General features: G+C 55.9%; 34 protein-coding genes. 14 read left to right on the top strand and 20 right to left on the bottom strand.

Annotated features, from left to right (window positions below):
• Positions 1 to 132: helix-turn-helix domain-containing protein (locus C7476_RS29445; protein ID WP_147274676.1), on the bottom strand; the 132-nt coding region annotated here is incomplete at its 3' end.
• Between the two features lie 220 nt (positions 133 to 352).
• Between C7476_RS29445 and C7476_RS16880 the strand changes: the two genes are divergently transcribed.
• The 3 genes from C7476_RS16880 to C7476_RS16870 all read left to right on the top strand — a co-directional run bounded on the left by C7476_RS16880 (position 353) and on the right by C7476_RS16870 (position 1555).
• Entirely contained in the window at positions 353 to 694 is a 342-nt protein-coding gene (locus C7476_RS16880; protein ID WP_114431057.1) for a hypothetical protein, read from the top strand.
• A gap of 83 nt (positions 695 to 777) precedes the next feature.
• Positions 778 to 1053, top strand: coding sequence for a hypothetical protein (locus C7476_RS16875; protein WP_114431056.1), 276 nt, complete (start codon positions 778 to 780; stop codon positions 1051 to 1053).
• A 112-nt stretch (positions 1054 to 1165) separates the two neighbouring features.
• Positions 1166 to 1555, top strand: a complete 390-nt coding sequence (locus tag C7476_RS16870) for a DoxX family protein (RefSeq protein ID WP_114431055.1) — start codon at positions 1166 to 1168, stop codon at positions 1553 to 1555.
• Here C7476_RS16870 and C7476_RS16865 read toward each other — a convergent pair.
• From C7476_RS16865 to C7476_RS16815, 10 genes are all read right to left on the bottom strand, one after another.
• On the bottom strand, positions 1552 to 2328 hold the full coding sequence (locus C7476_RS16865; protein WP_114431054.1) for an amino acid ABC transporter ATP-binding protein: 777 nt from the start codon (positions 2326 to 2328) through the stop codon (positions 1552 to 1554). The genes C7476_RS16870 and C7476_RS16865 overlap by 4 nt on opposite strands.
• A gap of 10 nt (positions 2329 to 2338) precedes the next feature.
• Entirely contained in the window at positions 2339 to 3001 is a 663-nt protein-coding gene (locus C7476_RS16860; protein ID WP_112531493.1) for an amino acid ABC transporter permease, read from the bottom strand.
• 4 nt (positions 3002 to 3005) lie between these two features.
• Positions 3006 to 3668: an amino acid ABC transporter permease gene (locus tag C7476_RS16855; protein ID WP_114431053.1), complete on the bottom strand. Its 663-nt coding sequence runs from the start codon at positions 3666 to 3668 to the stop codon at positions 3006 to 3008.
• A 68-nt stretch (positions 3669 to 3736) separates the two neighbouring features.
• Positions 3737 to 4582, bottom strand: coding sequence for a transporter substrate-binding protein (locus C7476_RS16850; protein ID WP_114431052.1), 846 nt, complete (start codon positions 4580 to 4582; stop codon positions 3737 to 3739).
• Between the two features lie 209 nt (positions 4583 to 4791).
• Positions 4792 to 5295, bottom strand: coding sequence for a YciE/YciF ferroxidase family protein (locus C7476_RS16845; protein ID WP_114431051.1), 504 nt, complete (start codon positions 5293 to 5295; stop codon positions 4792 to 4794).
• A gap of 129 nt (positions 5296 to 5424) precedes the next feature.
• Positions 5425 to 6297, bottom strand: coding sequence for an SMP-30/gluconolactonase/LRE family protein (locus tag C7476_RS16840; RefSeq protein ID WP_245426390.1), 873 nt, complete (start codon positions 6295 to 6297; stop codon positions 5425 to 5427).
• A gap of 5 nt (positions 6298 to 6302) precedes the next feature.
• Positions 6303 to 6941: a 2-dehydro-3-deoxy-6-phosphogalactonate aldolase gene (locus tag C7476_RS16835; protein ID WP_114431049.1), complete on the bottom strand. Its 639-nt coding sequence runs from the start codon at positions 6939 to 6941 to the stop codon at positions 6303 to 6305.
• Positions 6942 to 6946: 5 nt separating this feature from the next.
• The gene (locus tag C7476_RS16830; RefSeq protein ID WP_114431048.1) at positions 6947 to 7870 is read right to left on the bottom strand and encodes a 2-dehydro-3-deoxygalactonokinase; all 924 of its coding nucleotides are present in this window, start codon (positions 7868 to 7870) and stop codon (positions 6947 to 6949) included.
• Positions 7867 to 8634: an SDR family NAD(P)-dependent oxidoreductase gene (locus C7476_RS16825; RefSeq protein WP_114431047.1), complete on the bottom strand. Its 768-nt coding sequence runs from the start codon at positions 8632 to 8634 to the stop codon at positions 7867 to 7869. The genes C7476_RS16830 and C7476_RS16825 overlap by 4 nt, the downstream gene beginning before the upstream one ends.
• Before the next feature lie 240 nt (positions 8635 to 8874).
• A complete protein-coding gene (locus tag C7476_RS16815; protein ID WP_114431045.1) occupies positions 8875 to 9501 on the bottom strand; it encodes a nucleoside triphosphate hydrolase in 627 nt (208 codons plus the stop codon).
• A 472-nt stretch (positions 9502 to 9973) separates the two neighbouring features.
• On the opposite strand from C7476_RS16815, the gene C7476_RS16810 reads away from it, so the two are divergent.
• Entirely contained in the window at positions 9974 to 10453 is a 480-nt protein-coding gene (locus C7476_RS16810; RefSeq protein ID WP_147274675.1) for a hypothetical protein, read from the top strand.
• Positions 10454 to 10580: 127 nt separating this feature from the next.
• On the opposite strand, the gene C7476_RS16805 is transcribed toward C7476_RS16810, so the two are convergent.
• Entirely contained in the window at positions 10581 to 10922 is a 342-nt protein-coding gene (locus C7476_RS16805; protein ID WP_114431043.1) for a hypothetical protein, read from the bottom strand.
• 350 nt (positions 10923 to 11272) lie between these two features.
• On the opposite strand from C7476_RS16805, the gene C7476_RS16800 reads away from it, so the two are divergent.
• From C7476_RS16800 to C7476_RS16770, 6 genes are all read left to right on the top strand, one after another.
• Positions 11273 to 11548: a helix-turn-helix domain-containing protein gene (locus tag C7476_RS16800; RefSeq protein ID WP_147274674.1), complete on the top strand. Its 276-nt coding sequence runs from the start codon at positions 11273 to 11275 to the stop codon at positions 11546 to 11548.
• Between the two features lie 838 nt (positions 11549 to 12386).
• Positions 12387 to 12650, top strand: coding sequence for a hypothetical protein (locus tag C7476_RS16790; RefSeq protein ID WP_114431040.1), 264 nt, complete (start codon positions 12387 to 12389; stop codon positions 12648 to 12650).
• A gap of 626 nt (positions 12651 to 13276) precedes the next feature.
• Positions 13277 to 13675, top strand: a complete 399-nt coding sequence (locus C7476_RS16785; protein ID WP_114431039.1) for a hypothetical protein — start codon at positions 13277 to 13279, stop codon at positions 13673 to 13675.
• A gap of 19 nt (positions 13676 to 13694) precedes the next feature.
• A complete protein-coding gene (locus tag C7476_RS28510) occupies positions 13695 to 14102 on the top strand; it encodes an excalibur calcium-binding domain-containing protein (protein WP_245426389.1) in 408 nt (135 codons plus the stop codon).
• 34 nt (positions 14103 to 14136) lie between these two features.
• Complete coding sequence (locus tag C7476_RS16775; protein WP_114431037.1) at positions 14137 to 14400, top strand: hypothetical protein; 264 nt, start codon at positions 14137 to 14139, stop codon at positions 14398 to 14400.
• Positions 14401 to 14451: 51 nt separating this feature from the next.
• Positions 14452 to 15063, top strand: a complete 612-nt coding sequence (locus tag C7476_RS16770; protein ID WP_147274673.1) for a YbjQ family protein — start codon at positions 14452 to 14454, stop codon at positions 15061 to 15063.
• 78 nt (positions 15064 to 15141) lie between these two features.
• Here the strand turns inward: C7476_RS16770 and C7476_RS16765 are convergent, their stop codons facing one another.
• Positions 15142 to 15372 carry a hypothetical protein gene (locus tag C7476_RS16765; RefSeq protein WP_147274672.1) on the bottom strand — a complete coding sequence of 77 codons (231 nt, stop codon included), beginning with the start codon at positions 15370 to 15372 and terminating at the stop codon, positions 15142 to 15144.
• A gap of 8 nt (positions 15373 to 15380) precedes the next feature.
• Complete coding sequence (locus C7476_RS28195; protein ID WP_181872476.1) at positions 15381 to 15542, bottom strand: hypothetical protein; 162 nt, start codon at positions 15540 to 15542, stop codon at positions 15381 to 15383.
• Positions 15543 to 15713: 171 nt separating this feature from the next.
• Here C7476_RS28195 and C7476_RS28190 point away from each other — a divergent pair, with 171 nt between their 5' ends.
• From C7476_RS28190 to C7476_RS16745, 4 genes are all read left to right on the top strand, one after another.
• Entirely contained in the window at positions 15714 to 15920 is a 207-nt protein-coding gene (locus C7476_RS28190; protein WP_181872475.1) for an XRE family transcriptional regulator, read from the top strand.
• Positions 15920 to 16417 (top strand): phage terminase small subunit P27 family, encoded by a 498-nt coding sequence (locus C7476_RS16760; protein WP_181872474.1) that lies wholly within the window; start codon positions 15920 to 15922, stop codon positions 16415 to 16417. Before C7476_RS28190 ends, C7476_RS16760 begins: the two co-directional genes overlap by 1 nt.
• A 701-nt stretch (positions 16418 to 17118) precedes the next feature.
• Complete coding sequence (locus tag C7476_RS29440; RefSeq protein ID WP_114431033.1) at positions 17119 to 17442, top strand: DUF982 domain-containing protein; 324 nt, start codon at positions 17119 to 17121, stop codon at positions 17440 to 17442.
• Between the two features lie 436 nt (positions 17443 to 17878).
• On the top strand, positions 17879 to 18127 hold the full coding sequence (locus C7476_RS16745) for a hypothetical protein (protein ID WP_147274671.1): 249 nt from the start codon (positions 17879 to 17881) through the stop codon (positions 18125 to 18127).
• 375 nt (positions 18128 to 18502) lie between these two features.
• Here the strand turns inward: C7476_RS16745 and C7476_RS16735 are convergent, their stop codons facing one another.
• The 6 genes from C7476_RS16735 to C7476_RS16710 form a co-directional block, all read right to left on the bottom strand.
• Positions 18503 to 19486: an AAA family ATPase gene (locus C7476_RS16735; RefSeq protein WP_181872473.1), complete on the bottom strand. Its 984-nt coding sequence runs from the start codon at positions 19484 to 19486 to the stop codon at positions 18503 to 18505.
• 186 nt (positions 19487 to 19672) lie between these two features.
• Positions 19673 to 20020, bottom strand: a complete 348-nt coding sequence (locus tag C7476_RS16730) for a site-specific integrase (protein ID WP_114431029.1) — start codon at positions 20018 to 20020, stop codon at positions 19673 to 19675.
• Positions 20017 to 20865 (bottom strand): tyrosine-type recombinase/integrase, encoded by an 849-nt coding sequence (locus C7476_RS16725; RefSeq protein ID WP_147274670.1) that lies wholly within the window; start codon positions 20863 to 20865, stop codon positions 20017 to 20019. The genes C7476_RS16730 and C7476_RS16725 overlap by 4 nt, the downstream gene beginning before the upstream one ends.
• A 252-nt stretch (positions 20866 to 21117) precedes the next feature.
• Positions 21118 to 21807 carry a D-lyxose/D-mannose family sugar isomerase gene (locus C7476_RS16720; RefSeq protein WP_114431027.1) on the bottom strand — a complete coding sequence of 230 codons (690 nt, stop codon included), beginning with the start codon at positions 21805 to 21807 and terminating at the stop codon, positions 21118 to 21120.
• 106 nt (positions 21808 to 21913) lie between these two features.
• On the bottom strand, positions 21914 to 22684 hold the full coding sequence (locus C7476_RS16715) for an ATP-binding cassette domain-containing protein (protein ID WP_114431026.1): 771 nt from the start codon (positions 22682 to 22684) through the stop codon (positions 21914 to 21916).
• A complete protein-coding gene (locus tag C7476_RS16710; protein WP_114431025.1) occupies positions 22684 to 23763 on the bottom strand; it encodes an ABC transporter permease in 1080 nt (359 codons plus the stop codon). The genes C7476_RS16715 and C7476_RS16710 overlap by 1 nt, the downstream gene beginning before the upstream one ends.
• Positions 23764 to 23885 lie beyond the last annotated feature (122 nt).

Genomic DNA, 23885 nt, shown 5'->3' with positions numbered 1-23885 from the left:
GATCTCGCGGTGAACCGTGGAACGATGACGACCAAGAATTGATGCAATCTGGGCCAAGCGTGCCTTGGCCTGCAGCATCTGCGAAACGATACGCCGTTCATCCATCGTCAATTGCGTGAAACTGCGGGGCATTCCATCCTCCTGAAAATAAAGAGGGTTTTGTACGTGTCGCAATTGAAAATAGAATGTGCCCCGCTACATGCTTCTGAGGCATAAGAATGGTTATGGAACCAGGTTTTGCACATTTTGCGTAGACCGGCAATTTGGGCTCTGCAGTCATTGAATAAGATATTCAAGCACGGTTGATTGTCACACAAAAGAGTGGATAGTCACCAGGATGGAGAGCGGAAAAATGAAACTCAACGATGACGACGAACACCTGATAGAAACGCTTTTCCGCAATGGCACGATTACCGTCGTGGGTGTGGTGCTTTCATTTTCCCTGGGCTTCCTTACGCAGTGGGCCAGCAATCCAATACCGTGGAGACTTACCGACCTGCCGACGCTGGTCGTCATAGCTATAGGCATCGTCTTTCAACTGCGTTCCCTCGCTTTACTTTTGCAAACGTCGTCACTGAAAAAAGTCATCTACGACAAGGCAAGCCGGCTGTTTCTGAATGGCGTGATCATCACCGGAGCCGGCGTTTTTCTGGCGATCCTCATTGACACGTTCCGGTTGCTGATGGAACGTTAACCGACACTTGCGATTGAGCGGTTCCGCCTCTTGATTTGCAACCAGCTGCCTGTTGTGTTGCCGGTCACCCAGGAGATCCTTCAATGCGATTAGAGACTGATTTTCCCGATCATCGAAATGGCCGATTTTCACGCGAACCAGCGCCATCTCATTGGCCTCGGAACGTAAGGCAACTATCGCTGAAAGGCAGTGCCCTTTTCGGCATTCATGAAGAAACCGGCAATCTTTATTGGGATGGCAAGTTGATCCAGACCTCCAATCGGCTTGGCAGTTTCGAGCGGGGCCTCGGTATTGTCCTGACCACAGCGATTGTTGTGATGGCTATACTCGATGCAGTCGGGTTCGTCTTCGGTCGGTAATTGCCTTTGGCCAAGGACGAGACCCTGTTTTCATTCTTTGTTTCGAATAGAACGGTCACTCTCGGTGTTATTGGCACACACCACTCGTGAAGTTTTATCAGCGGAGGATAGTATGGAAGGTTTTCAGGCGCCTGTCGCGTTACTTGCCAGGCTGTTTCTTGCTTATATCTTTGTCATGGAAGGCTGGGGCAAGATTGCCGACTATGCCGGTACTGCCGCCTATATGGAGACCAACGGTGTTTCAGCCAAGCTGTTGCCGCTCGTCATCCTAACCGAACTCGGTGCCGGGGTTCTCGTCGCTGCCGGCTTCATGACTCGCTACGCTGCTCTCGCACTTGCCGGGTTTTGTTTGTTAACGGCTCTTTTGTTCCATACCGACTTCGGAAATCTCGAACAATTGATCAACTTTAACAAGAACATCGCCATTGCCGGCGGGTTCCTGGCTTTGTTGGCTTTTGGCCCGGGTGCCTGGTCCGTCGATGCATGGATGAAACGACGTTAGCGCTCACCGAAGCTCGATGTTTTGAGAAATTCGGAAAGCCGTTCACTCTTCGGCTTGTGAAACATCTCGCGCGGGTTCCCCTCTTCACCGATGCGCCCCTGGTTCATAAAGATGACGCGGTTCGAGACCTCGTAAGCAAAGCGCATCTCATGGGTGACAAGCAGCATGCTCATGCCGTCTTGAGCCAGCGACTTGATGACCTGCAAAACCTCGTTCACAAGCTCGGGATCGAGTGCTGATGTTACCTCGTCGAAAAGCATCAGTCTGGGGTTCATGGCGATGGCACGCGCAATCGCCACGCGTTGCTGCTGACCGCCGGAAAGCTGGCCGGGGAAGTGATCGGCACGGGAGCGCAGGCCGACGCGATCGAGCCATTTCTCGGCGATGGATCGTGCTTCGTCTTTGCTCAACTTCTTCACCTTCATCAGCCCGAGCATAACGTTGCGGGCGGCGCTCATATGCGGAAAAAGGTTGAACTGCTGAAAGGCCATGCCGGTCAACGCACGCTGGCGCGCTATCTCCTTTTCCTTCTTGCGGCGGCGCTGTCCACCTACCGTCTCATAGCCGATCTCCTCGCCATCGATACTGATCGAGCCGCCCTGGAATTCCTCCAGCATGTTGATACAGCGCAGCATGGTCGTCTTGCCGGAGCCACTCGATCCGATGATACTGATGACGTCGCCCTGCGCCATGGTGCAATCAACACCTTTCAGGACTTCGACTTCACCGTAGCTTTTGTGCAGATCGCGGATTTCTAGAAGATGGTTTGGCATCGTTATCGCCTCAGGACGGAATAGCGGTCTTGCGTTCGACATAGCGGCCGAAACGCTCGATGGCATAATTGATGATGAAATAGAGAAAGCCGGCGAAGAAATAGAATTCGAGGCTGAGAAACGATCGCGAGATAATTTCCTGCGTACGCAACAGCAGCTCGGCAACGCCGATGATGGAGAGCAATGTCGATGCCTTGACCATTTCCGCGGCCGTATTCACCCAGGCCGGTAGAACCTGGCGCAGCGCTTGCGGCCCAAGCACGTAAGCAAAGGTTTGCGGGAACGTCAGGCCGATCGCCTTGGCGGCTTCCGTCTGCCCCTTCGGGATGGCTTGAAGCGCTCCCCGGACTATCTCTCCGACATGGGAACTGCAGAACACGGCGAGGGCCAATACGCCGGCCTGAAACGGGCTGAGATCAAGACCGATAGTGCTGAGCACATAGTAGCTTGCCAGCACGAGGACGAGGACTGGGGTACCGCGAATGAAATCCGTATAGCCACGCACGATCCAGCGCAGCGGCCGGACGCCATACGTCAGAGCAAGGCCCACGAATATTCCAAGCAACGTGCCGAAGCAAATTGCCAACAGGGAAATCGAAATGGTGAAACCGAGGCCCTTGAGGATCGGTATGCGGGCCAGCCAGAGTATATCGAGGAAATGAGCAATATCCATCACATCACCTCGGCACTGACAGGCGGCGCTCGAGGGCACGCATCAGCGCGGCGAGGATCGAGCACGTTATGACGTAGAGGCAGCTGGCGACGATCCAGGTCTCAATGACACGGAAGGTCTCGACATTGATCTTGCGTGCCTCGAACGTCAGCTCCGGCACGGCGATCGCCGCCGCCAGCGAAGTATCCTTGAACAGCGAGATGATTGTACTGCTCAGCGACGGCAAGACATTGCGGAACATCAGCGGCGCGATGATTGAGGTGCGAATCTGCATTTCCGTAAGGCCGATGGCGAGCCCCGCTTCTCGCAATCCAACGGGAATTGACAGCAGACCTGCGCGGAAAACCTCTGCAAGATACGCGCCGGAATAAAGCGCGAGCGTGAAGATGAAGCTTTCGATCTTGCCTAGCCGGAAACCCAGCTGTGGCAGCGCGAAATAGGTGAAGAGGACAAGCACGAGGATAGGCGTGTTGCGGATAATCGTCACGTAAATTCCGGCTGGACGCCGCGCAAAGCCATTCTTCGAGATGAGGCAGAACGCGGTGAACAGGCCAATCACTGCGCCGATCAGGATTGCCCCAAAGGCTAGGGCAAGGCTGAGTGCCAGCCCTTCGAGCAGAAGATCGAAGCTTCGCCACACTGCAGCAAAATTCAGCGTATAACCCATGATGTTCCTGTTATCCGGAACGAGAAGGAAACGGCTCCGGAAATTTCCGAAGCCGCAGCGTGATCAACTTATTTGTATTCGACCGGGAAGCCGATTTGCGGAGGCGTCAGATCCTTGCCGAACCAGGTTTTGAACGATTTCGCATAGAAGTCGAACTCAACACCGGTCATTGCTTCGTGCAGCGCAGTGTTGACGAAGTTCAACCAATCCTGGTCGCCACGCTTGACGCCGCAGGCATAAGTCTGCGGGTTCCAGCCATAGCCAGCATCCTTGTAGCGGCCCTGGTTCTGGGTCATGTACCAGGCGAGCGACGACTGATCTGTCGCTGCTGCGTCCGCCCGACCGGACTCAAGAGCTTGATAAATAAGATCCACGGATTCGTACTGGTCGACCTTGGCTTCCGGCAGAGCTGCATGGACCATGCTTTCAGCGTAGACATTCTGCAGAACGGAGATCGTGACCGCAGAGCCGGCGGCTTTCAGCGCGGCATAGTCGGCATATTTGCTGTCAGCCTTGAGCATGAGACCAACACCCTCCCGGTAGTAGGGAATGGTGAAAGCGATCTGCTGTGCCCGTTCTCCCGTCACAGTCATGAACTGGCAGGTGATATCGACCTTGTCCGTTGTGATATTCGGAATGCGCGCATCGGAAGATTGATTGACGAATTCGATCTTCTCCGGGTCATTAAACAGAGCCTTGGCGATGATGTGACCCATGTCGACGTCAAAACCCTGGAGTTTGTCGTCTACGCTCTTGAAATGCCACGGCGCATTGGTGCTGCCAGTGCCGAGAACCAGATGACCCCGGGCCAGAACTTCATCCAGTTTGCTTTTGGTTTCCTGTGCGAACGCCGTAAGTGAAGGCAGCATCGCGAATGCGGCTACAGCGGCCGCAACACGCAGTCGGTTGGTCATCTTCGTTCCCCTATTCGTCTAGCGAATGTTTTCGTTATAATCCATTATTATGGAATATAGTACCTAATAATGGATAGCCAATAGAATGACAGTGGCTTCGACTTGTCAAGGGGTCCTTGAACGTTGGGAACTCGACTGTTTTTATGTGGGCGATAAGACAGAAAGCCCGCATCAGCGGCTGATGCGGGCTTTTGCAGAATGGCTCTAAATCACGCCGCTGCGGCGTTGACCCGGCTTTCAGCCATAGCTGTCAACGCCTTGTCGGTATTCATTTCTTCCTGCAGGTTCTGCTGGAGCAGCGTCGCACAGTCGTTACGGCCGAGCTGTTTGGCCCAAGCAACAAGGGTACCATAGCGCGTGATCTCGTAGTGCTCGACCGCCTGCCCGGCGGCGATGAGCGCAGCGTCCAGAACCTGATCGTCATCGACCTCGCCCGAGACATCATCAGCTTCCTCAAGAATGCCATCGATCGCCGGGCAATTGACGCCGGCAACATCCACGCCATGCAACTTGAACACCTGCTCGAGACGTTCAATCTGCATCTCCGTCTCTTGAAGATGTTTCTCAAAACCGTTCTTCAATTCCTGATCAGAGGCCTTGTCGATCATTTCGGGCAGAGCCTTTGCGATCTGGTTTTCAGCATAGTAGATGTCACGCAGTGTATGAACGAAGAGATCGTCCATCGTCTTGATATCTTTAGAAAAAAATCCCATGTCGTCCTCCTGATTTGCAGACACGATCAATCACTCGGCGGCTTTACAACCCCCGTAGCGCATTGCTCTCTCGATTGGTTACAAGGAAAATAACGAGGACCCCTGGGAATGGTTCCTTGGTTTTTTGGACTACAAAATCACTGGCGGATCGAGCCTGCCTTTGCCGGCAACTTCTACCAGGTAGGTCTTTCCCGCGCCGGGATCACTCTGGTGTGTGGCGTCATTCATTTCGTGGTAAGCCGTTGTCACAATGAGGTTGGCGCTGTCTTCACTGGTGAACGCCGGGCAGGATGGTTGGCGGACTGGCATTTCAATCGAGCGGATGCGCATTCCGGTTGATGAAAAGACATTGATGCAGGAGCCGCCCCAGCAAGCGTTCCACAAATTTCCTTCCGCATCGACCACGGACCCATCGATGCCACCCGGCTCACTATGCTGGTAGAACAACACGGGTTCCCCGACAGGAAGGCCTGTCTCGGCATCGGTATCGACGCGCCAAATGATGTTCTTGCCGGTATCCGCAAAATAAGAAATACGACCATCCGGGGAAAAGCAGATCGAGTTGGGAATCGATATGCCGCTGAACAACTTGCGCAATTCGCCTTGGCGATACCAATAGATCGAGCCCGCACCCTTCTGCGTCTTTCCCATCGTACTGACCCAAAAGGCTCCAGCGGGATGAACGCGCGCGTCGTTGGATCGGGTGGCCGGGTTGTCGGCTTCGATCGGTTGATGCATCGTTGAGTGCCCGGTCTGCCGATCGCGGATGAAGAGCCCGGTTTCGGTAGCAATCAGCTGCCGCTTCTCATCGATGACAGCAAGGGCGCTCGCCATTTGCCCAAGAGCATGAACTTCGGCCGTACCGCCAGCCAAAGGTTTCTCGAACAGACGGCCGGTGACGATGTCGAACCACCACACGGTCTTCGTCAGCGGATCGTAGCCCGGCCCTTCGCCAAGCTGGACGGGCTCATCGTGGAATAGACGGATCTTCGGTTGCTGCACAATCATCACCCAGCAAAGACGCGATCATAGGCCTCGACCGTCGCCTTCGCGCGGTCCCGGACGAACGACGAGGTGGCACCGACCTTGTAGAGGCTCGAGCCCAAACCAAATGTGCGGACGCCGACCGCTTTATAGGCAGCAAACGTCGTCTCATCGACACCGCCGACGGCACCAATCACCGTATCCTTCGGCAAAATGGCGCTGATTGCCTTGATCCCGTCAGGTCCGAGTGCGCTCGCGGGGAAGAATTTGAGACCGGAAGCGCCGGCCTTCAGTGCAGCCAAAGCTTCAGTTGGCGTGAAGACACCGGGCATCGTCACCATGTTTGCCTTGCCCGCGGCGGCAAGCACTTCCGCATCGACATTCGGACTGATCATCAATCGCCCGCCAGCCGCATCGAGCCGTGCGATATCGGCAGGATCAAGCACGGTTCCCGCGCCGATCAACACATGCGACGCCAAGTTTTGTGCAAGCAATTCAATGGATTGGAACGGCTCCGGTGAGTTCAGTGGTACTTCGATAACGTCGATACCCGCCTCGACCAGTTCCTCGCCAATGGCCAGAACCTCGTCCGGTTTGACGCCGCGCAGGATGGCAATGAGATCGCGCTTCAGATGCGGCCAAGGAGCGGAGACTTGAGACATATGAACTATCCTTTGGCCGGCCAAATGCTGGAGGCGGCTACGAAGAGGCCCTTCCTCACGGCTTCGTCGGCGTCGACGAGATCGAAATCGAGATCGGCGATATGAAGCGCCTTGCTGTAAAGCGCCGCCATCGCACCGGAGGCGACAAGTATCACATTGTTTCTGCTACCAGATTTTGCTTTCGCGCCGGCAATTTCCGCGCCGATGAGCAGACCGGACAGACGCGACGCCGCGCCTTCCGGGGATAAATTATCGAGCAGCATGGCGGCGCGAATCCCGAAAAGTCCGCCAAGCATACGCTCACCGGACAACATGAGGTCGACCGCGGCCTTGAATTGTAGATGGTCCGGCGAAGCGGCTGTAGCGGCGTCGCCAATGGAATGCCGCAAGATCGATTGCGAGGCGAGCAGCGCGTAAAGTTCGCCCGTAAGATAGGTGGAGAAGCTCTTCGCCCTCCCCTCTTTCAACGTGACCCACTTGGAGTGCGTTCCCGGCATCGCAATGATTCCATTGGATAAATTGCGATCCAAGATCGCGCCGAGCAGTTGGGTTTCCTCGCCTCGCATGACATTGGGCGAAGTTCCGGACTGCGATAGTCCGGGAATGATGCGCACGTCGCGGGCGATGCCTTCGATCTTCACTGCGCCGGAAAGGATGGCCTTAAGATCAGCCGGAACCGGCACATATTTCGCCTCGACCCAGCCTTGGCGCGATCCGGCCATTCCGCAGATGATAACGGGCAGATCGGCAGGCGCTCCAAGCGCTGACAAATGGCCCTCCAGCGTCTGCGTAAAACCGCGATTACGCGATGTATCGAGGCCGTCATCGGAACGTTTCTCAGCCAGAACATGCCCCTTGCCGTCGACAAGCCAGAGGCGAAAACGGGTTGTTCCCCAATCACTTAGCGCGTAACAGGCCGTATTACTCACAGGTAGCCGCCGTCGACAATCAGCGTCTGGGCGCTAAGCATGCGGGCAGCATCGGAGGCGAGAAACAGGCACGGTCCGACCATGTCGCCGGGCAGGATTTCCTCGCGCAGAACCTGCTTGTTGAGATGGACCCGCAGGCCTTCTTCCGTGACCCAGTGGGAGCGCTGGCGATCAGTCATCACCCAGCCCGGCGCGATGGCATTGACGCGGATTTTTTCCGGTCCGAGCCGCCCGGCCAACCCTTTGGTAAGGCCGATGATTCCAGCCTTTGCCGCCGTGTAGGCCGGCAGATTGCCCTGGTTGATCATGAAGGAAGTCGAGGTGAAATTGATGATCGAACCGCCACCCGATTGCCGCATGCCGGGAACGACAGCCTGCGCCGCAAAGAACTGCGGCCGCAGATTGATCGACTGGTTCTTGTCCCAGTATTCGACCGTCACATCGTCGATATCGTGCCGGTCATCCCAAGCCGCATTGTTGACAAGAACCGTAATTGGTCCATTGTTATCAATGGCTTGCGCAATCGCGTTCCGCAGGGCTTCGATGTTGGAAAGGTCCGCTTTGAGGTAAAGCGGGCGGTTGCCGTACTGGTTGTCCAGGGAGTCTACGAGGGCCCGCGAGGCCTCCTCGGCGATATCGATAAAGGCCACACGCGAGCCTTGGGCGATGAAGCCTTCGGTGAGCGCGGCACCGATGCCCGACCCTCCCCCGGTAATGAGTACGGAACGGTCTTTCAGATCCGGAAATATGGCAGAGGGCATCATGGCAGGAAACTCACGAGGAAAATTCCACTATCGGAACGGTATTGGCGGAGCAGGATTGTCATCTTGCAAGGGTGAAAGTCAAGAGACCGAAATTGCTACCGGGCGCAACCAAAGTTCCCGTATCGGTTGAAAATTTTGCGCCAGAATCGCACAGTCTTGCATCAGTTTCAGAATTTCTTGTGCAGGAATCGTCGAAGTTCGTGCGAAAAATGTTCTGGTTTTCGCTCTCTGTCTTAAAAATCAGTTTTTGACCGTATAATCTGCCGCCCTCGAGGCCTCGAGCACCAGTTCGGCATTGGGCATGTCGTTGGCGAGAGCGCGCGCCTGCGCCGAGCCGACATTATGGCCGTGGGCGAGCCAGCGCTGCACCAGCCGGTTTTCGAGTTCGAGCCGGTCGACGTCGAGGAAGATCGTCACGTCGAAGAGCGGTGCCAGCCGGTCCCATGGCGGCTGGTCGAGCAACAGGTAGTTGCCCTCGACAAGGAGGATGCGCTGATCGGCCTTGACGATGCCAGCCCCTGCCCGCGCCAGATCAAGCTTGCGGTCGAACAGCGGAATGACGACGTCCTCGCGTGTCTCGCGCAGCCGCCGCAACAGCACCTCGAAACCGGCTACGTCGAAGGTCGGCGGTGAGCCCTTGCGCTTGCGCAGGTCCAGCGCATCGAGAATGGCGTTGTCGAGATGAAACCCGTCCATCGGCACGACGATCGCTGCGTCCGCTTCCCGCATGTTGATGGCCGCACAAAGCGCGGCGGACGCGGTGGATTTGCCTGATCCCGGAGGACCGGCAATCGCCACGATCAAGCGAGGAGTACCTGCCGCCCGGGCAAGTATCTCCGGAACCAGATCTTCGAGGGTGGTCAGCATGGTTGTGTGCTCATTGGGATATTCGACACCGCAGTTGTATCTCCCCCCTTGCCCCAGGACAATCGCATTTCAGAGATTGCATATGCATTGTGCGTGGTTCTTAGCTCGGCAATCTCGCTATGATGAAGCTTCACCATGAGGGAGATCTGTGCTTTGCAGGGAGTCAAGAATTGCAACATTGGCGACTACCCTGCAGTCCGACAACCTCCCTCATGGGGCGTAAACACATAAGCTAACGCATTGATATCGCAATGCAATTAAATGTTTTGGTTTTTAGTCCCACTGCTTGTCCTAGTCGATATTTTTGTATTTGGCCGCCCGCGCATGCGTTCTATCAGATCCATTCATACCGCCCAACCTTAAAACGCGTTCCTCGCCCCGCCGTGTGGCAGGCCGGTGGCAGCTAGGGCTATTAATTGATCGTCAATCGCTGTGCGCCATGCTGTCAGACACTATGGGAGTCGAGGGTACAATGAACTGGCGTGGTGGTTTCTTCCGACTCTGGGTAGCGCTGACGGTGGTGTGGTTAGTCGTGGTTGGCATCTTTACTTACGACCAGATTCTGTATCCGAGCGGCTATATCGGTGGCATGGCACACTACTTTTTTAACCCAGGCAACAACCAGTATGAAATCTACAACGCGGATACGCCACGTGCCAACGAACTGGCCAGTTGGAAAGCTTCAGGAACGCTGTCGCTAATCGCGATAGCAAATCAGCCGGACTGGACCGCCGACCTATATATCCCGTCGCATCAGAGCGACGCCGAACTTCAAGTTCACGCTGAACGCATGGACGCCATCATGTCTGCTAAATCGATCGATGCGGCGGCGGGAAGGAGAAAAGCCAGCATTAAAGACGCAATAGGTATAGGTGTGCTCGTTCCCCTATCGCTTCTACTAGCTGGCCTTGGTTTGGGTTGGGTTCTGTCCGGCTTTCGGAGCAGAGCTTGACCATGAGAGAATCGCAAGGCCCAGATTTTACTTCGAGCGACGTTCTACAACGGCTTGGCCATTAACTCTGTTCGCTGTCGGCGGCCTCGGCTCTTATTTCTTTTTTGCCACGTTCAGTCACGACCGGTTATGGGGCCTCGTGGTCTTTGCATCCGTCCTGCTCGTCAGCATTGTTCTGCATCAGATCGGTTACCGGCATCTGCGCAGGCTGGATGAGGATTAAATTGGCGGGACTTCCGGCGCTGTCCGCGCGCTGCGAGCGGAGCCTTCCACTGCCAGAGGTCCAAAAGAGACTGTGCTTCTGCCAAGCGACGATAAGCTGATCCTCAATATCGTCAGGGTCGCGGTGCGGAAAGCGGTACCGCAGCAAATCTGTGAGAGCAGCGCGATCCATAGTGCTGGGCCTTATCGCCTCGGCCATCTGCACATGCTTATTGATCTCGTCTATGAGTTTCTCATCGTCAGTCATCTAGTTTTAGTCCCCCGTTCGCGGGAGATTATCAGAAGCGTTACCGGCGAGCCAACGACGATAGACACTGTCGTTAACGACAGGTGGCACCACGAGTCTAATGTCCATTTGACGTAGTTTTCCAAACGAACGTCCCGACCCAGCCCCGCAGAGTCCACAAGCCATGCGGGCTGGGTCTTTTCATTTTCCCTTCGAAAGGGGACTAGTCCGGCTTTGCTTAGGGAAACCCCTGATTGTCGCTTCTTCGGTCGCAGCGTAAATTATCGGGTAGGCAAAGGCCACCCCGTCCCGCGCCCCCGCCGCTGCGGCCAAAGCCCGGCGGCGGTTTTTTTACTTTAGCAATCATTTAATTGGCGCATGGTTCAATCGGCGCGATGGTAACGTTAACTCGTAAATCGGCAGCAGCCAGCATTGATAAAGACCTTGGCGCAAAGCTGAAGGCCTTTCGCTTGGCCGCTGGCCTCACTCAATCAGAGCTTGGCGAACTTTTGGATATTAGCCACACGCAAGTGATGAAGTACGAGCTTGGCAAAAATCGCCTGGCCGTCTCGACATTGATACAGTTTTGCGGGGTGCTGAAACTGGACCTGTCGGCGTTCCTTGGAGATTACCTCGCCAGGAGGTGACAAATTGGCCCCGACGCGGCGAATGAGTTCCACCGCGCACCTGGTCCTTTGCCAAGCAGCAATCCACCGGCTCTTCCTTCCAGGTTACAAATAAGTGTGATTGGAACCTCGGCGCCCAAAACAGGTGTATAATCTCCATCAGCTGACCGGCAGTTTCGCCCTCAATCAAATTGCTGGTTCAGGAACTAGCCGGAAGCGCCCGAAACTGCACTCACATCCTCAGTCCCCCCTGAACCGTGAGTGCTTCGTCTTGCGGCTTTCTTTGTCGGAAATAACTTTTTTCCAGCGATTGCCCCGATCCGCGAACAGCGGTAATTTTCCCCTCGTGTTGCGAACCACATTTTTTCTGGAGACTACGTTCGCAATGCGTCTATCTGACTTCTCATCTTGGCAAGTCCTCCGTGTCACCTGCACCCGCTGCAAGCACGCCGTTCTCCTCGACCCAAAGACCCTCTACCGCGCCGCGAATAGTCCGGCATCCATGAGCTTAAAGGACATCGAGGCCAAGCTCCGTTGCACCGCTTGCACACGCAAAGGTGAGGTCAAGATCGAGATCGGGCCCAGGCCGGGCGTCGGTCGGGGCTAAAGCGGGCTTACCTGGTTCGCCGTTCTTGCTGTAGCGCTTCTGACATCAGGAAATTTGACGAAGGCCATTTGCCAAGAGTATGCGAGGCTATCAATGCGAGTGGCAACGGCCTTGGACGAGGATTAGATTGGCGGGACTTCCGACGCTGTCCTCCCGAAGTTGAGCCACTTAACATCGGGAAAGATGTTCAGTACGGCTGACATTGACGTGCTCCCAAACGTCTGCGAATGATCCGTCAGACGGGGGGAAATCATGAAAATACTAATCTACATATTGGGCATTTTGCAGATATTGTCTGGCATAGCCGTGATGTTCGGACCGAATTCGGCGATCCATGAAATATTGGCAACCACAGCGTTTGGTTTCGGAGTGCTGGCACTAGGTTTCGGTGCGGTGCTTGGTCGTTTGGATCGGCGAACCGAGGCAGACGGCATCCGGATCGCTCCGGCGAATGCCCCTGTTACTCCACCTGCAGCAAAGCAATTCGATTACGGTCACGATCCGAAACTGAGATAACGACCTCAACCAACCAGCTTGGTGTTCTCGCTTCGTTTTTGGACCATCCCCCAAAAGGCGTAACCCTTCCGCTGGCCGACTTGTTTTGTTCTCATCCCGATGAGTAGCTCGTATGGCGCTGGTCGGAGTCTGTCGAAGTTGAGAAAAACCGGTACAGCCGGTGTACGGGTTTTCGAGCGGCTTTGGAAAAGATGTAAAGCCGGTTTACACCTTTTTCACCGCGACCCTGACCCAGTGCCCATGCCAACAAGCGGTGCGACATTTTGACATATGGCTCGAAATTTTAATATTACGTAACAAATTGTGAAGAGCGCCCCTTTAGAAGGCGCGAATGGTGTCGCTGAACGGCACATGGGGCGAAGGCGGGAAAAGACGCATCTTATTGCGACAATCGAAAATTCAGACGGCAGAAGCCGCGTCGATATTGTCAAGCGCTGCGCACGAGCAGAAGCGTCAAAAAACGAAGTTCGCATTTCTTTAGATAGACGATTTCGCTCGGCTGCGTCTGGCACGCCGACCTGTGGCGTCTGGTGCGAATTGATTTGTCGAAACGGGCGAAAAGACCCGTCGCTGGTGGGGGTGAGCAGAGCCAGCCTGATGAGACGCTCAAAGAAAAGAAATCTAAAATGAACAACTACATCGCAAAAATTGGGGTAGCAGCAGTTATTCTCGCCATGGGCACGACTGCATCCATGGCGCAAAACCAGTGGACGAAAATCGGCAACGGTCCAACCTACGAAATGGCCGACGCGCAGTGCAATCTGATGGCCATGGGCGCGCAGCAGGGGCAGTTCGCCATGGGATCGGCATCCTTCGTGGCCGGTGCTGCCATTGGCAATGCCATCGGCAACGCGATCCGCGTGGCCTACGTCAAGAAGCAATGCATGACGATGCAGGGCTGGAAGTGGATGCCGGTCGAGGCGACCAAAGTCGCGGTCGTCAACGGCAAGAAAGTCGCTGTCCGTAATCCAAATGGCAAGAAGACGGCTGAGATTTGCGTGCGCAATCCGGCATCCTGCCAGTAATAAAAGGGGGAACAGGGGTATGAAGAAACAACTTTTTGCGGCACTGGGCGCAGTTATGTTGGCCGGTTCGGCTATGGCGCAGGACTACAGCGCCATTCCCGAAAGCGTCCGCAACCAGATTAATCAGAAGTGCGCCAATCAATGGCAACAGGATTATTCGATGCGCGCCTACTGCATCCGCACGGACTCGAATGGCTATTTGGAACTGCTGCAACTTGGCGGCACCTCTGGCGGAACGAAGCGACAGGCGCAAGCCTCTAGCGTCCAACCAATAGCGCCCGTGTACAGAGCACCAGCGGCAGCATCAGGCGTCTATTTCCCGAACTGTACCGCAGCGCGTGCTGCCGGTGCTGCGCCGATCCGTGTCGGCCAAGCGGGATATGCCAGAAAGCTGGACAGGGACGGGGACGGCATCGCCTGTGAATGACTAGAGCACAACGAGCAGCAAGGGGAATCAGGGTATGAAGAAACAATTATTGGCTGCAATGATCGCCGGCACATTCGCCAGCCCCACATTTGCTGCCACGACCTATGCAATTGAAGCTGCCGCGAACGACGAAACCTTCGTCATCAATGGTGAGGTCTTCGAGGCTAAGTTGTACTGCTTGGGATGGGACAGGGGTGATCAGGTGATCTTTCTCAGCGGCAGTCCCCTTGGCATCTGTGTTTCTGCCGAACTCTTCAATATCACCCGCAATGACACTTGCCGCGTCTGGTGCGAATAAAAAAGGGCTCCGGCCTCCACCCAACCGACTAATAATCAAGGAACCAACGCAGTGAACTTTCTAACTGGCAAGAATAAGCCGAACCTCGAATGGAAGACGATGCCGACTACTATCCAACCCGCGCAGGCGGTCGAAGACACCGTTCCATTTGAACCGTCCAAGTCCAAACGCTACTGCATCGGTTGCCGCTGCGATGTCGATATCGGCACATGGGATTTAACGGCACGCATGTGCGCTGCTTGCAAGGACAAGTCACAAACGCAACGCGCCGAAAATCTCGCCGAACAGAAGCGCCAGCATGAGCGCAAAGGGCGCAAGATTGTCATGACGACGACGCCAACTGTTCCTGCAAAGGAAATCGGCGACGTTTGCGGACTGGTCCATTCAGAGGTCGCTTACGGCATGAATTTGCTGAAAGATGTCGCCACCGCTTGGCGAGACACTTTTGGCGGAAGAGCGCAAAGTCTGCAGGGTGTCATGTCCGACAGCCGCAAGACCGCTGTGGCCGAAATGGAAGAACAGGCGCGCGCCATGGATGCCGATGCGATTGTTGGACTGTCATTTCAGATCACCCAGATCAACACCACGAATGGAACTGGCATGGTGATCCTCGCAGCGACAGGCACTGCTGTTCGGTTTGCTGACAAGGAATTATCCAAATGAAACATGGCGCATCGGCCTCGACCACAAGCGCAGCACGTCCGGTTCCCGCCATGGCAGCGTCAAAGCGTTCAGCGTCGGTCATCGCACGGACCTCAACATGGTGACGGCATCGGCAGCGGTGATCTTGTCCTTCGGTGACAGGCACCGCCGCAAGACATCGTTTTCGCTGCGCATGGCGGCAAGTTCGGCTCTCATTGAGGCCATGTCGCTGCGCAAGTCGCGGATTTCCTCTTCGCGATCCTGCTGCCATTCGCGGATGGAAAGCCTGAGCTTCTGGGTGGCATCGATCCGCTGATCAACGCCTTTCAAAGCCTCGCCTAGCACGTCGCCAATGGCTTCGCCTCGATTTCCCGCTGACGCTCCCTGCGCTCAGAACGCATCGCCGCTTCAACGACGGTGAACATGACATAGATCTTCTGCGCCATGATGAGCCAGGCTGGCAGGTCCGGCTGCCGCGGCGGTGGTGGGTGGATGCTCATATCGTGACCCTTTCCAAAGTGAGGCGCGCGCCGCCTCGTTTGACCGCCAAGCCCGGCCGGAAAGGGACCAGAGATCGACGCGCGCCAGCCGATGTTTGCGGTAACAGGATACCACAATGCGGTGACTTGGGATATACTTGGGCTATGTCATATCCGGTTCACGATGGAAAAATGAACGAGCGTTTTGAAGCGATGATCGCGGGTCTCGAAACGGAAGGCGGCATGTCCATCCCCAAAATTGCCGTCAAGGTTGGCTGTAGCAGGCAGCAGATATGGCGCATCGCGTCAGGCAAGACCAAACGTCCGGGCTATGGGATCGCTGTCCGCATCGAGAAACTGCACAGCCAGATGGTGACGAAGACGCGAGGACTCCGCTGATGGCGATGGGACGACCGCCCAAATCGAGCATCCTCAAGGCTGTAGAGGGAAACCGTGCAAAGAGGGGACGCGGCCGGATCAAGGAGGATGTGCGCGGTCGTGGCTTGCCGGTGCCGCCGTCCAATCTTACCAGGGGTGAACTCGGTCTTTGGCGCAGCATCGTCGCCGCACTGCCGCCTGCCCTCTTGAGTGGCGCAGATGTGTCCGTGCTGGAACGGATGGTGGTGGCGTGGGCAAGGTGCCGTGCGATCGAGAAAACATTGAAACTGGAGGGTCTCATCGTCGCGACGCCACAAGGGCGTGTCCGCAATCCGTTGCTTTCGATCCTGAAAGACATGCACACCGAAATGCACCGGTGCGGCAGCGAACTCGGTTTATCGCCGGCCGCACGAGCAAGGTTACCCGGTGCCGACGAACCGGAAACCGACGATATCATGGATGCGCTGTTGGGCATGGACGGAAATCTCGATGCCGCTTGGTGGGAAAAGCCGCAATAGGTTGGCTGCAAACTATCCGCGCGCTTTGGACATGGTTTCAGGTGCGGATAGAGCGACTCGAAGATTTTAAAAAAGTTCCGCAATTACTGGGTTTCTAGCAGCTTGTCGCAGGAAATGTATCACACCAAATATCGCACTGTGTCTCGCAAAAAGGTGCGATTGCCTATCTAAGGAGGGTTGGCTCCGTCAATGGCCGTACTGGTCCTGGCTTATCAGGGTCGGGGATAGGCGGATCGTCCGGCAGAGGCGGGTACGGTTCTGGCTCTGGGGTAGGTATTGGATCACCCATATCAATGTCTCCTCATGATGAGCTGTAACTGCTTACCGCAAGGGAATGTTCCGCTCGGTAAAACGCCTTTAGTAAGGCGTTTCGCTGAGCCCAAGCTGCTTCTATCCGCACCGACTGCCAAATAGAACTCACCCTGCTAACGAGTGAAGTTACGGTGACGTCGTTGGCCCTTCATTCTCTGCTAGATGCGCCTCAAGTGCCGAGATCGATCCCTGTATTTCGCTAAGAACGCGAAGTGACTTGTCATTCTCGCCGCTCTTTAACATCCCAGTTATTGCGACAGACCGTCTGACCTTAAGCCTCAGAAGTAGCTCGTTCCTTTCCATTTCTTCCCCTCCGTAATGCGCCCACTTGGTTACATAAAGAATTTGATGGGGTGGAATCCTAAAACCCGCTGTGCTTTTCTACCGCCATGGCAGAAGACTACAAAGCATTCTCACCCGTCACCGTACTCACGAGCCAGCCAGGGCAGATGCGCGGCATAGGCACGGCTTACGACGCAGCGAAGTTCATCGTTGAAGAGTGGCCGCCAGAAAGAGGCGGTTCCAAACTCTCTAACGCAAAGGTTATCCTGCTTCAGTGCCTATCGGGCCAATGTTCGCCGGCCATAGCGCGCGTTTCATTCATAGAAGCCGCACGGGAATCCCATATCTACATTGCTCCGCCAGAGAACGAACCGGTTAGAAGCAAGCCGAATTGGCAGAAGGCTGCAAGGGCGTGGCGTCGCACAGAATAGATAAAGTTAGGCCTTCCGCGATCAAAGGTGCGCATGTCAGTCGCAAAGAACATTCCTCGGAACGCTCATAAAACCTTCGACGAAGGCTATATCGACGGCTACCAGTCGCTCAGGCCTGATGCCGTTCCCACAATTCCATCGTTCAGCAAAACTCCAATCGGCCTTACCGCGTATCAGTGGGGCTTTATAATTGGTGAAGATGATGCACGCGCCTAAGGACCAATTCGCGGCTCCGTAACACCACAGCAGCAATTGGAGTAGGGCCGTAAATCCCGGAGCCGTCTAAAAATCCACCTCCAGTATGCTTCGGACTCATCGTGATCGCAGAAAACCGCGACTTGCAGGCGGAACAATGCATTTTTGGCAGCAAATCCTTCGCCATAGCACCATGATCGCGACCAAGTTTCTCCGCAAGTTTCGCCAGATCGATAGGGGCATGACGGCCACATCCCTTGTTTCCGCAGTGCGCGGTCAGGTTGTTGCCGTTGTCATCGATGAGACCACCGATTGTGTCTGTACCGCTGTAGGGCGTCATGAGAACAAAATGGGAACACACTATTGGCTCGTCAAGACCGAAGATGCCGCAGCTTGCGAACGATTAGGGATCAATTATCATCGAGCCATGTGCAATCTCTACAACGCCACAACCACCCATGAAGCCATGCGGCAGTTGGCCCAAGGGTAGAAGCCCGCAAAGCCCTCATGCGGTTGATTGAAGTGCACCTGAACTCGGAACGCCAAGCCTGATACTTATACGACTTGAATAGGGTCGCGTTGTTGTCACATCCTGTCTTAGCTCTCCTCCTTTTTCGCGACCCGTGCGTCTAGTCGCCCGGATCCGCCCGGTCTTATACATTGCGCAGCTCACGGCAAGGCGGGAGCACATCGCATCTCTCAAGCGCCAGCCGGCTACCGACGGAGAACTCCTTTTGCGGAACGCGTGTACGCACTGCCTTGAAGGGATTATCGCTAAGGATAAAAACAGCACCTATCGTTCTGGCAGATCCGGCGACTGGCTCAAAATCAAATGCAGCAACAGCGAAAGCTTCGCCGTCATTGGCTATGAACCGTCGCTCAAGGTACCAGCGTCGGCTTTCGGTGGCTGATAGTCGCAATAGAAGCGTCCGTTCTGCCATTGCAGATTGACGCTCTTGCCCTGCTGGCCGTGGCTGCTTTTCATGCTGGTGAGGACGCGCTTGCCATCGTCCGGCCCGCTTCTAGCATCCTCGCCAGGTTGATGCAGATACATGCGCGCCCGTGCTGCATTCGACCAAGCCACCGAACCACTGTCGCCGCGACCACTGGAAATGCCGGACAAGCTGGGATGTGACAGCAGCAGGATCGACATGTCGTGGCGTGCCGCGAGCCGGTCGAGGATGGCAATGACTTCGGTTGCAAGGCCGCTGTCGTTCTGGTTGCCTCTGAAAATACGCGCACGGTTGTCGAGGACGAGCGCTGCTGGCTGGATAGTCTCGACAAGTTCACAAAGCCAGCGGAACCGCTCTGTTTCGCGCAGCTGGCCAGTGCGCCGGTCTTCCTCGAACAGCCAAGCCACATCGCGCGAGTGGTCCAGAACATGAAGGCCGCTGAGGTCGCATGCCTTGAGGCCTTCGGCAAGGCAGATCGCCTCAATGCGATAGCGCAGAATCTGTAAGGGCTCTTCTGCGCTGAAAAACAGAACCGGTCCTTGCTTGACCGGCAATCCGAGAAACGGGATTTTTGCACGCATCGCAACTTCCAACTGTAGTGCAAGATAAGTCTTGCCCTGACCGCCATCGGCATTGAGGACGCAAGTCCTGCCAAGCGGCATGAACCCATGCCCGCGCTTGGCACGGCCTTGATGTTTGGCGATGTAATTGCGCCGGAAACGCTCATAGTCCTGCAACACGTACTTGCGGTGACTGCCGATGAAGACAGGTTTCGGAAAGTCGTCCAAGGTTTCCGCCATGTGGTAGACATGGGCACGGGAAATGTTCAAATCCGCCGCGATATAGTTGGTCGGGACAAGAGTCGGCGATGCAGGAAATACCTTGGCCTTGGCCATTGTCGTCATCCTCAAACAGTTGGTGTCTCTGAGTGTCATCCAAGCTGTTTCGCGACTTTTTGGCAAGAACCAAAGTAGATCGAAAGAAGAACACAAACGGAACGCTGCACGAATTGGTGCAGCGTCCTTTGCCGTTGAGCACGATCTGTTCTCAGCCTGTCCATTGTATTTATTGGTTTTAAAAAGTTACCGGCTTTTGAATGCCAAAATGTTGTCTTGTTGCTTGCCCGTCACGAAACTGGACCATGCATCTAGCACGCGCTTGCGCTTCTTCATCGCCGTGCCGCGCCGGTAGGCATTTTCGGTGTCGTCGCCGACCTTATGCCCGATGGTTTCCTCGATCACCTCGCGGGCAAAGTTGGTTTCATCACCGGCCCAGTCACGGAAGGACGACCGAAATCCATGCACGGTTTTATCCGGTTCCAGCCGGTGCAGGCAGTCGAGCAGCGCGTTGGGACCGAGTTCAGGGAACAGCCGCGTTTGGCCTTCTACGCGGTCCAGCGAGGCCAGCAGCGCCAACGCAGGCTTGGTCAAGGGAAGGCAATGGTCCTTCTTGCCGGTCTTGGTGCGGATAGCAGGAATCGTCCACACGGCCTTGTCCAGATCGATCTCTTTCCACTCGCCAGCAGCGTTTCGCTCGTCCTTGTTGCGCACAGGATCGTCAACAGCAGCGGCAGAGTCGCCACGTCGTCAAGCGCCTTGAGCCGCGCAACGAAGGCAGGCATGTCCGCATAGGGCACAGCCGGATGATGGCCTCTCTGCAATCTCGGACGCTTGGGCAGCAAATGGTCCAAGTTGCCTTTCCACAGCGCAGGGTTGGGACCGCTGCGATAACCCATGACGGTGGCCCAGTCCAAGACCTTCTCGCTGTACTGACGCAGCCGCTTGGCGGTTTCGGCATTTGTCGTCCAGATCGGCTTTAAAATGGCCAGCATGTCCTCGACCGTGATCTTGTTGACGGGCGTGTCGGTGATCGGCGCGGCATGGATGCGCAGGATGCGCTCCCATCCTTCCTCAGTCTTCTTGCTCTTGAAACCGGCCTTGATGCTGGCGATGGTCGCCGTCGCGGCCTTGCCGAACGTCATTAGGCTGGCCCGCTTCTCGGCACGCGGGTCTTTGCCATCGCCGATCTGGGCATGGATGGCCAGCGCCTTCTTGCGCGCCATGGGGATCGAGGTCATCCCTGCCTTGCCATTGCCCGTCCAGCTGCCAAGGCTCATCTCGCCGGTACGTTTGGACATGAAAATCCAAATCTTGCTGGTTTCAGACCGGACCTTCACATACAAGCAGCTGATCGAACCTTCCGGATAGCGGCCAGGTTTGCTAAGACTGTTGATCATCGCAGCTGTTAACGGGGTGTCGAACTTCTTCTTGCTCACGATGGTGTCCCTGCCGTTGTCCTAGTGTGGATAACGACACATACAACACTTATGACATTTATAACAAGGCAAACCCCAGTAAATGCTGGCTTTTAGACACCCATGGACACGCACAACTCTTTTAAAGCGCCCTCATGGTGAGCTTGTCGAACCACGCACAGGAGATTTTGCCAGCAGGGTATACTCATTCAGATCCGACAGCCGCCCGAGGAGATCAGAGGCGCCCCGTCCGACAGATTCACATTCCGGATGTCACGCCAGCCATTTGTCGTAGTCGGAGACCAGCAAATGCAGCGGCGCCTCGTCCTCGTCGATGGAGGAGAAACGGCCGATCGGTTCGCGGAAGATATTGTCGGTGAGATCGTCATTGACGGTGGAGACTTCGCCGATCAGCACGTCGCCGCCTTCGCCCCAGAACGCGTGCCAGTTGCCCGGCAGAAGCGTCACGCTTTCGCCCGGCTGCAGCTTGAGCAGCCCACCCGCCTTCTGGCGCACGATGCGCCCGTCGGTGGCCACTTCCACGTCGGTTTTCTCGTCGACGCTGCCGTCCGGATTGGAGTTGAAGAGCTCGAGCACCAGCGTGCCGCCACCGCGATTGATGATGTCTTCCGCCTTGACGATGTGGCGGTGCATCGGCGACAGCTGCTTTTCGCGGCTGATCATGATTTTTTCGGCGTAGAGCATACCGCCGCCCTTTTTCAAATCTTCCTGATTGCCGTTGCGGGTGGTGAAGAGGAAGAGGCCAAGCTCATCGAATTTGCCCTGGCCGTAATCGGTGATGTCCCAGCCGAGCCGAGCCTGCAGGATGGCCTTCGAATCGGTTGCGGTTCGGGTCTTCAGCTCTTCCGGCGACCAATAGGCGAAAGGCGGCATGACATAGCCGAACGAACGGATGAACTTGTCGCTTTCGCGGATGATCTCATTGACTTCAGAACGTTTCATTCTCAAAAAAATCCTTTAACTGTAGTCGCTTAAGTGGCGCCAGGTTATCTCTCCCAAAAGGGGAGAGATAACCTGCGCCATCGTTTCCATCCAAATTCGTCTCGTTCTAGCTGGGCGGCGGTGCCTTGGCACCCGTCATGAAGGCGACGGCATCCGACATCGTATATTCCGTCGGGTTGATGACGGTAAGACGCTTGCCGAGACGATGGATGTGGATGCGGTCGGCCACTTCGAAAACGTGTGGCATATTGTGCGAGATGAGCACAATCGGCAATCCGCGTTTCTTCACATCCTGGATGAGTTCGAGGACGCGGCGGGACTCTTTGACGCCGAGCGCCGCCGTCGGCTCGTCCATGATGACGACCTTCGAGCCAAAGGCGGCGGCACGCGCCACCGCCACACCCTGGCGCTGACCGCCGGAGAGTGTCTCCACTGCCTGGCTGATGTTCTGGATGGTCATCAGGCCGAGCTCGGTGAGCTTGTCCCGCGCCTTCGTTTCCATCGCCTTGCGGTCGAGCATGCGGAACCAGCTGCCCATGACGCCCGGCTTGCGGATTTCGCGGCCAAGAAACATGTTGTCGGCAATCGACAGCGCCGGTGAGAGTGCCAGATTCTGGTAGACGGTTTCGATACCGGCGTCGCGTGCTTCCATGGGCGAGCGAAAATGGATCGGCTTGCCTTCCAGCGTCATTTCACCTTCATCGGGATGCACTGCACCGGAAATCGCCTTGATCAGCGATGATTTGCCGGCACCGTTATCGCCGATCACTGCCAGCACTTCGCCGGGATAAAGATCGAAATCCGCGTAATCGAGTGCTGTGACGCGGCCGTAGCGCTTGACCAGTCCGCGGGCGGTAAGGATGGGTTCTCTTGACATCAGCCTGCTACCTTTCTGATCCACTGGTCGATAGCGACGGCCAGGATGATCAATACACCGATGATGAGATACGTCCATTGAACGTCGGTACCGTACATGCGCATGCCGAAGGAGAAGACGCCGACGATCAATGCGCCGAAGAGCATGCCCATGATGGAGCCGCGTCCGCCGAAGAGCGACATGCCGCCAATCACCACGGCGGTGATGGATTCGATATTGGCGAACTGGCCGATCTGCGGGGAAACCGAGCCGTTGCGTCCGATCGAAACCCAGCCGGCCAGCGCACAGATGAGACCGGCGAGGACATAGACAGCAATGAGCACGCGCTTTGTGCTGACGCCGGAGAGCTTTGCCGCCTCCGGATCATCGCCGATGGCGTAGACATGGCGGCCCCAGGCGGTGTGGTTGAGCACGTACCATAGGATCGCGATCAAAACGATCATGATGAAGACGCCATAGGTGAAGGTGGCGCCGCCTATGGGGACCTTCTCGCCAAAGAATTGCAGGAGCTTGGCATTCGCCTCGATATCCTGGGCACGGATCGTCTCGTTTGCCGAATAGATATAGGTCGTCGCCAGATAGATCTGCCAGGTGCCGAGCGTGACAATGAAAGGTGGCAGCTTCAGATAAGCGATGAGGACACCGTTGATAAAGCCGCACAGCGCGCCAAGCGCGAGCCCGCACGCGATGGCCAATTCGACAGGCATGCCATAGCGGAAAGTGAACTGTCCCATGATGACCGACGTCAGCACCATGATGGCGCCGACCGAAAGGTCGATACCTGCGGTGAGAACGACCAGGGTTTGTGCAGCGCCGACAATGCCGACGATCGCCACCTGCTGCAGGATGAGCGACAGCGCAAACGGAGTGAAAAAGCGGGAGCCGACGATGACCGCAAAGATCACCAGAGACAGCACCAGAACGATTAGGGGAACGGAAGCCGGACTGGAATGAAGGAAATGCCTTATCCTTTCGAGAGGGCTTTTCTCATGGGTGTCGAAGCTGGCAACAGCAGTTTCCCGTGCCACCGCGCTTTCGAAGTCTTGAGGTGTTCGCGGCGTTTGCTGTGTGTCTGTCATAATGTGACCTCCGGAGAAAATTTGTATCTTGAGACGAGCGAACACGGCCGCTCACCCCCCTCTGTCCTGCCGGACATCTCCCCCACAAGGGGGGAGATCAGCTTTCAATACAGTTTTTGCTC

Source organism: Phyllobacterium bourgognense (genome assembly GCF_003337575.1).
Lineage (GTDB): Bacteria > Pseudomonadota > Alphaproteobacteria > Rhizobiales > Rhizobiaceae > Phyllobacterium > Phyllobacterium bourgognense.
This window is presented reverse-complemented; position numbering and strand designations above follow the sequence as displayed.

What these genes read in the sequence shown, in the direction of transcription:
- C7476_RS16880 (WP_114431057.1), top strand. Translation starts at nt 353, where the DNA reads ATGAAACTCAACGATGACGACGAACACCTGATAGAAACGCTTTTCCGC.
- C7476_RS16875 (WP_114431056.1), top strand. Translation starts at nt 778, where the DNA reads ATGCGATTAGAGACTGATTTTCCCGATCATCGAAATGGCCGATTTTCA.
- C7476_RS16870 (WP_114431055.1), top strand. Translation starts at nt 1,166, where the DNA reads ATGGAAGGTTTTCAGGCGCCTGTCGCGTTACTTGCCAGGCTGTTTCTT.
- C7476_RS16865 (WP_114431054.1), bottom strand. Translation starts at nt 2,328, where the DNA reads ATGCCAAACCATCTTCTAGAAATCCGCGATCTGCACAAAAGCTACGGT.
- C7476_RS16860 (WP_112531493.1), bottom strand. Translation starts at nt 3,001, where the DNA reads ATGGATATTGCTCATTTCCTCGATATACTCTGGCTGGCCCGCATACCG.
- C7476_RS16855 (WP_114431053.1), bottom strand. Translation starts at nt 3,668, where the DNA reads ATGGGTTATACGCTGAATTTTGCTGCAGTGTGGCGAAGCTTCGATCTT.
- C7476_RS16850 (WP_114431052.1), bottom strand. Translation starts at nt 4,582, where the DNA reads ATGACCAACCGACTGCGTGTTGCGGCCGCTGTAGCCGCATTCGCGATG.
- C7476_RS16845 (WP_114431051.1), bottom strand. Translation starts at nt 5,295, where the DNA reads ATGGGATTTTTTTCTAAAGATATCAAGACGATGGACGATCTCTTCGTT.
- C7476_RS16835 (WP_114431049.1), bottom strand. Translation starts at nt 6,941, where the DNA reads ATGTCTCAAGTCTCCGCTCCTTGGCCGCATCTGAAGCGCGATCTCATT.
- C7476_RS16825 (WP_114431047.1), bottom strand. Translation starts at nt 8,634, where the DNA reads ATGATGCCCTCTGCCATATTTCCGGATCTGAAAGACCGTTCCGTACTC.
- C7476_RS16815 (WP_114431045.1), bottom strand. Translation starts at nt 9,501, where the DNA reads ATGCTGACCACCCTCGAAGATCTGGTTCCGGAGATACTTGCCCGGGCG.
- C7476_RS16810 (WP_147274675.1), top strand. Translation starts at nt 9,974, where the DNA reads ATGAACTGGCGTGGTGGTTTCTTCCGACTCTGGGTAGCGCTGACGGTG.
- C7476_RS16805 (WP_114431043.1), bottom strand. Translation starts at nt 10,922, where the DNA reads ATGACTGACGATGAGAAACTCATAGACGAGATCAATAAGCATGTGCAG.
- C7476_RS16790 (WP_114431040.1), top strand. Translation starts at nt 12,387, where the DNA reads ATGAAAATACTAATCTACATATTGGGCATTTTGCAGATATTGTCTGGC.
- C7476_RS16785 (WP_114431039.1), top strand. Translation starts at nt 13,277, where the DNA reads ATGAACAACTACATCGCAAAAATTGGGGTAGCAGCAGTTATTCTCGCC.
- C7476_RS28510 (WP_245426389.1), top strand. Translation starts at nt 13,695, where the DNA reads ATGAAGAAACAACTTTTTGCGGCACTGGGCGCAGTTATGTTGGCCGGT.
- C7476_RS16775 (WP_114431037.1), top strand. Translation starts at nt 14,137, where the DNA reads ATGAAGAAACAATTATTGGCTGCAATGATCGCCGGCACATTCGCCAGC.
- C7476_RS28195 (WP_181872476.1), bottom strand. Translation starts at nt 15,542, where the DNA reads ATGAGCATCCACCCACCACCGCCGCGGCAGCCGGACCTGCCAGCCTGG.
- C7476_RS28190 (WP_181872475.1), top strand. Translation starts at nt 15,714, where the DNA reads ATGAACGAGCGTTTTGAAGCGATGATCGCGGGTCTCGAAACGGAAGGC.
- C7476_RS16760 (WP_181872474.1), top strand. Translation starts at nt 15,920, where the DNA reads ATGGCGATGGGACGACCGCCCAAATCGAGCATCCTCAAGGCTGTAGAG.
- C7476_RS29440 (WP_114431033.1), top strand. Translation starts at nt 17,119, where the DNA reads ATGGCAGAAGACTACAAAGCATTCTCACCCGTCACCGTACTCACGAGC.
- C7476_RS16745 (WP_147274671.1), top strand. Translation starts at nt 17,879, where the DNA reads ATGACGGCCACATCCCTTGTTTCCGCAGTGCGCGGTCAGGTTGTTGCC.
- C7476_RS16735 (WP_181872473.1), bottom strand. Translation starts at nt 19,486, where the DNA reads ATGGCCAAGGCCAAGGTATTTCCTGCATCGCCGACTCTTGTCCCGACC.
- C7476_RS16720 (WP_114431027.1), bottom strand. Translation starts at nt 21,807, where the DNA reads ATGAAACGTTCTGAAGTCAATGAGATCATCCGCGAAAGCGACAAGTTC.
- C7476_RS16715 (WP_114431026.1), bottom strand. Translation starts at nt 22,684, where the DNA reads ATGTCAAGAGAACCCATCCTTACCGCCCGCGGACTGGTCAAGCGCTAC.
- C7476_RS16710 (WP_114431025.1), bottom strand. Translation starts at nt 23,763, where the DNA reads ATGACAGACACACAGCAAACGCCGCGAACACCTCAAGACTTCGAAAGC.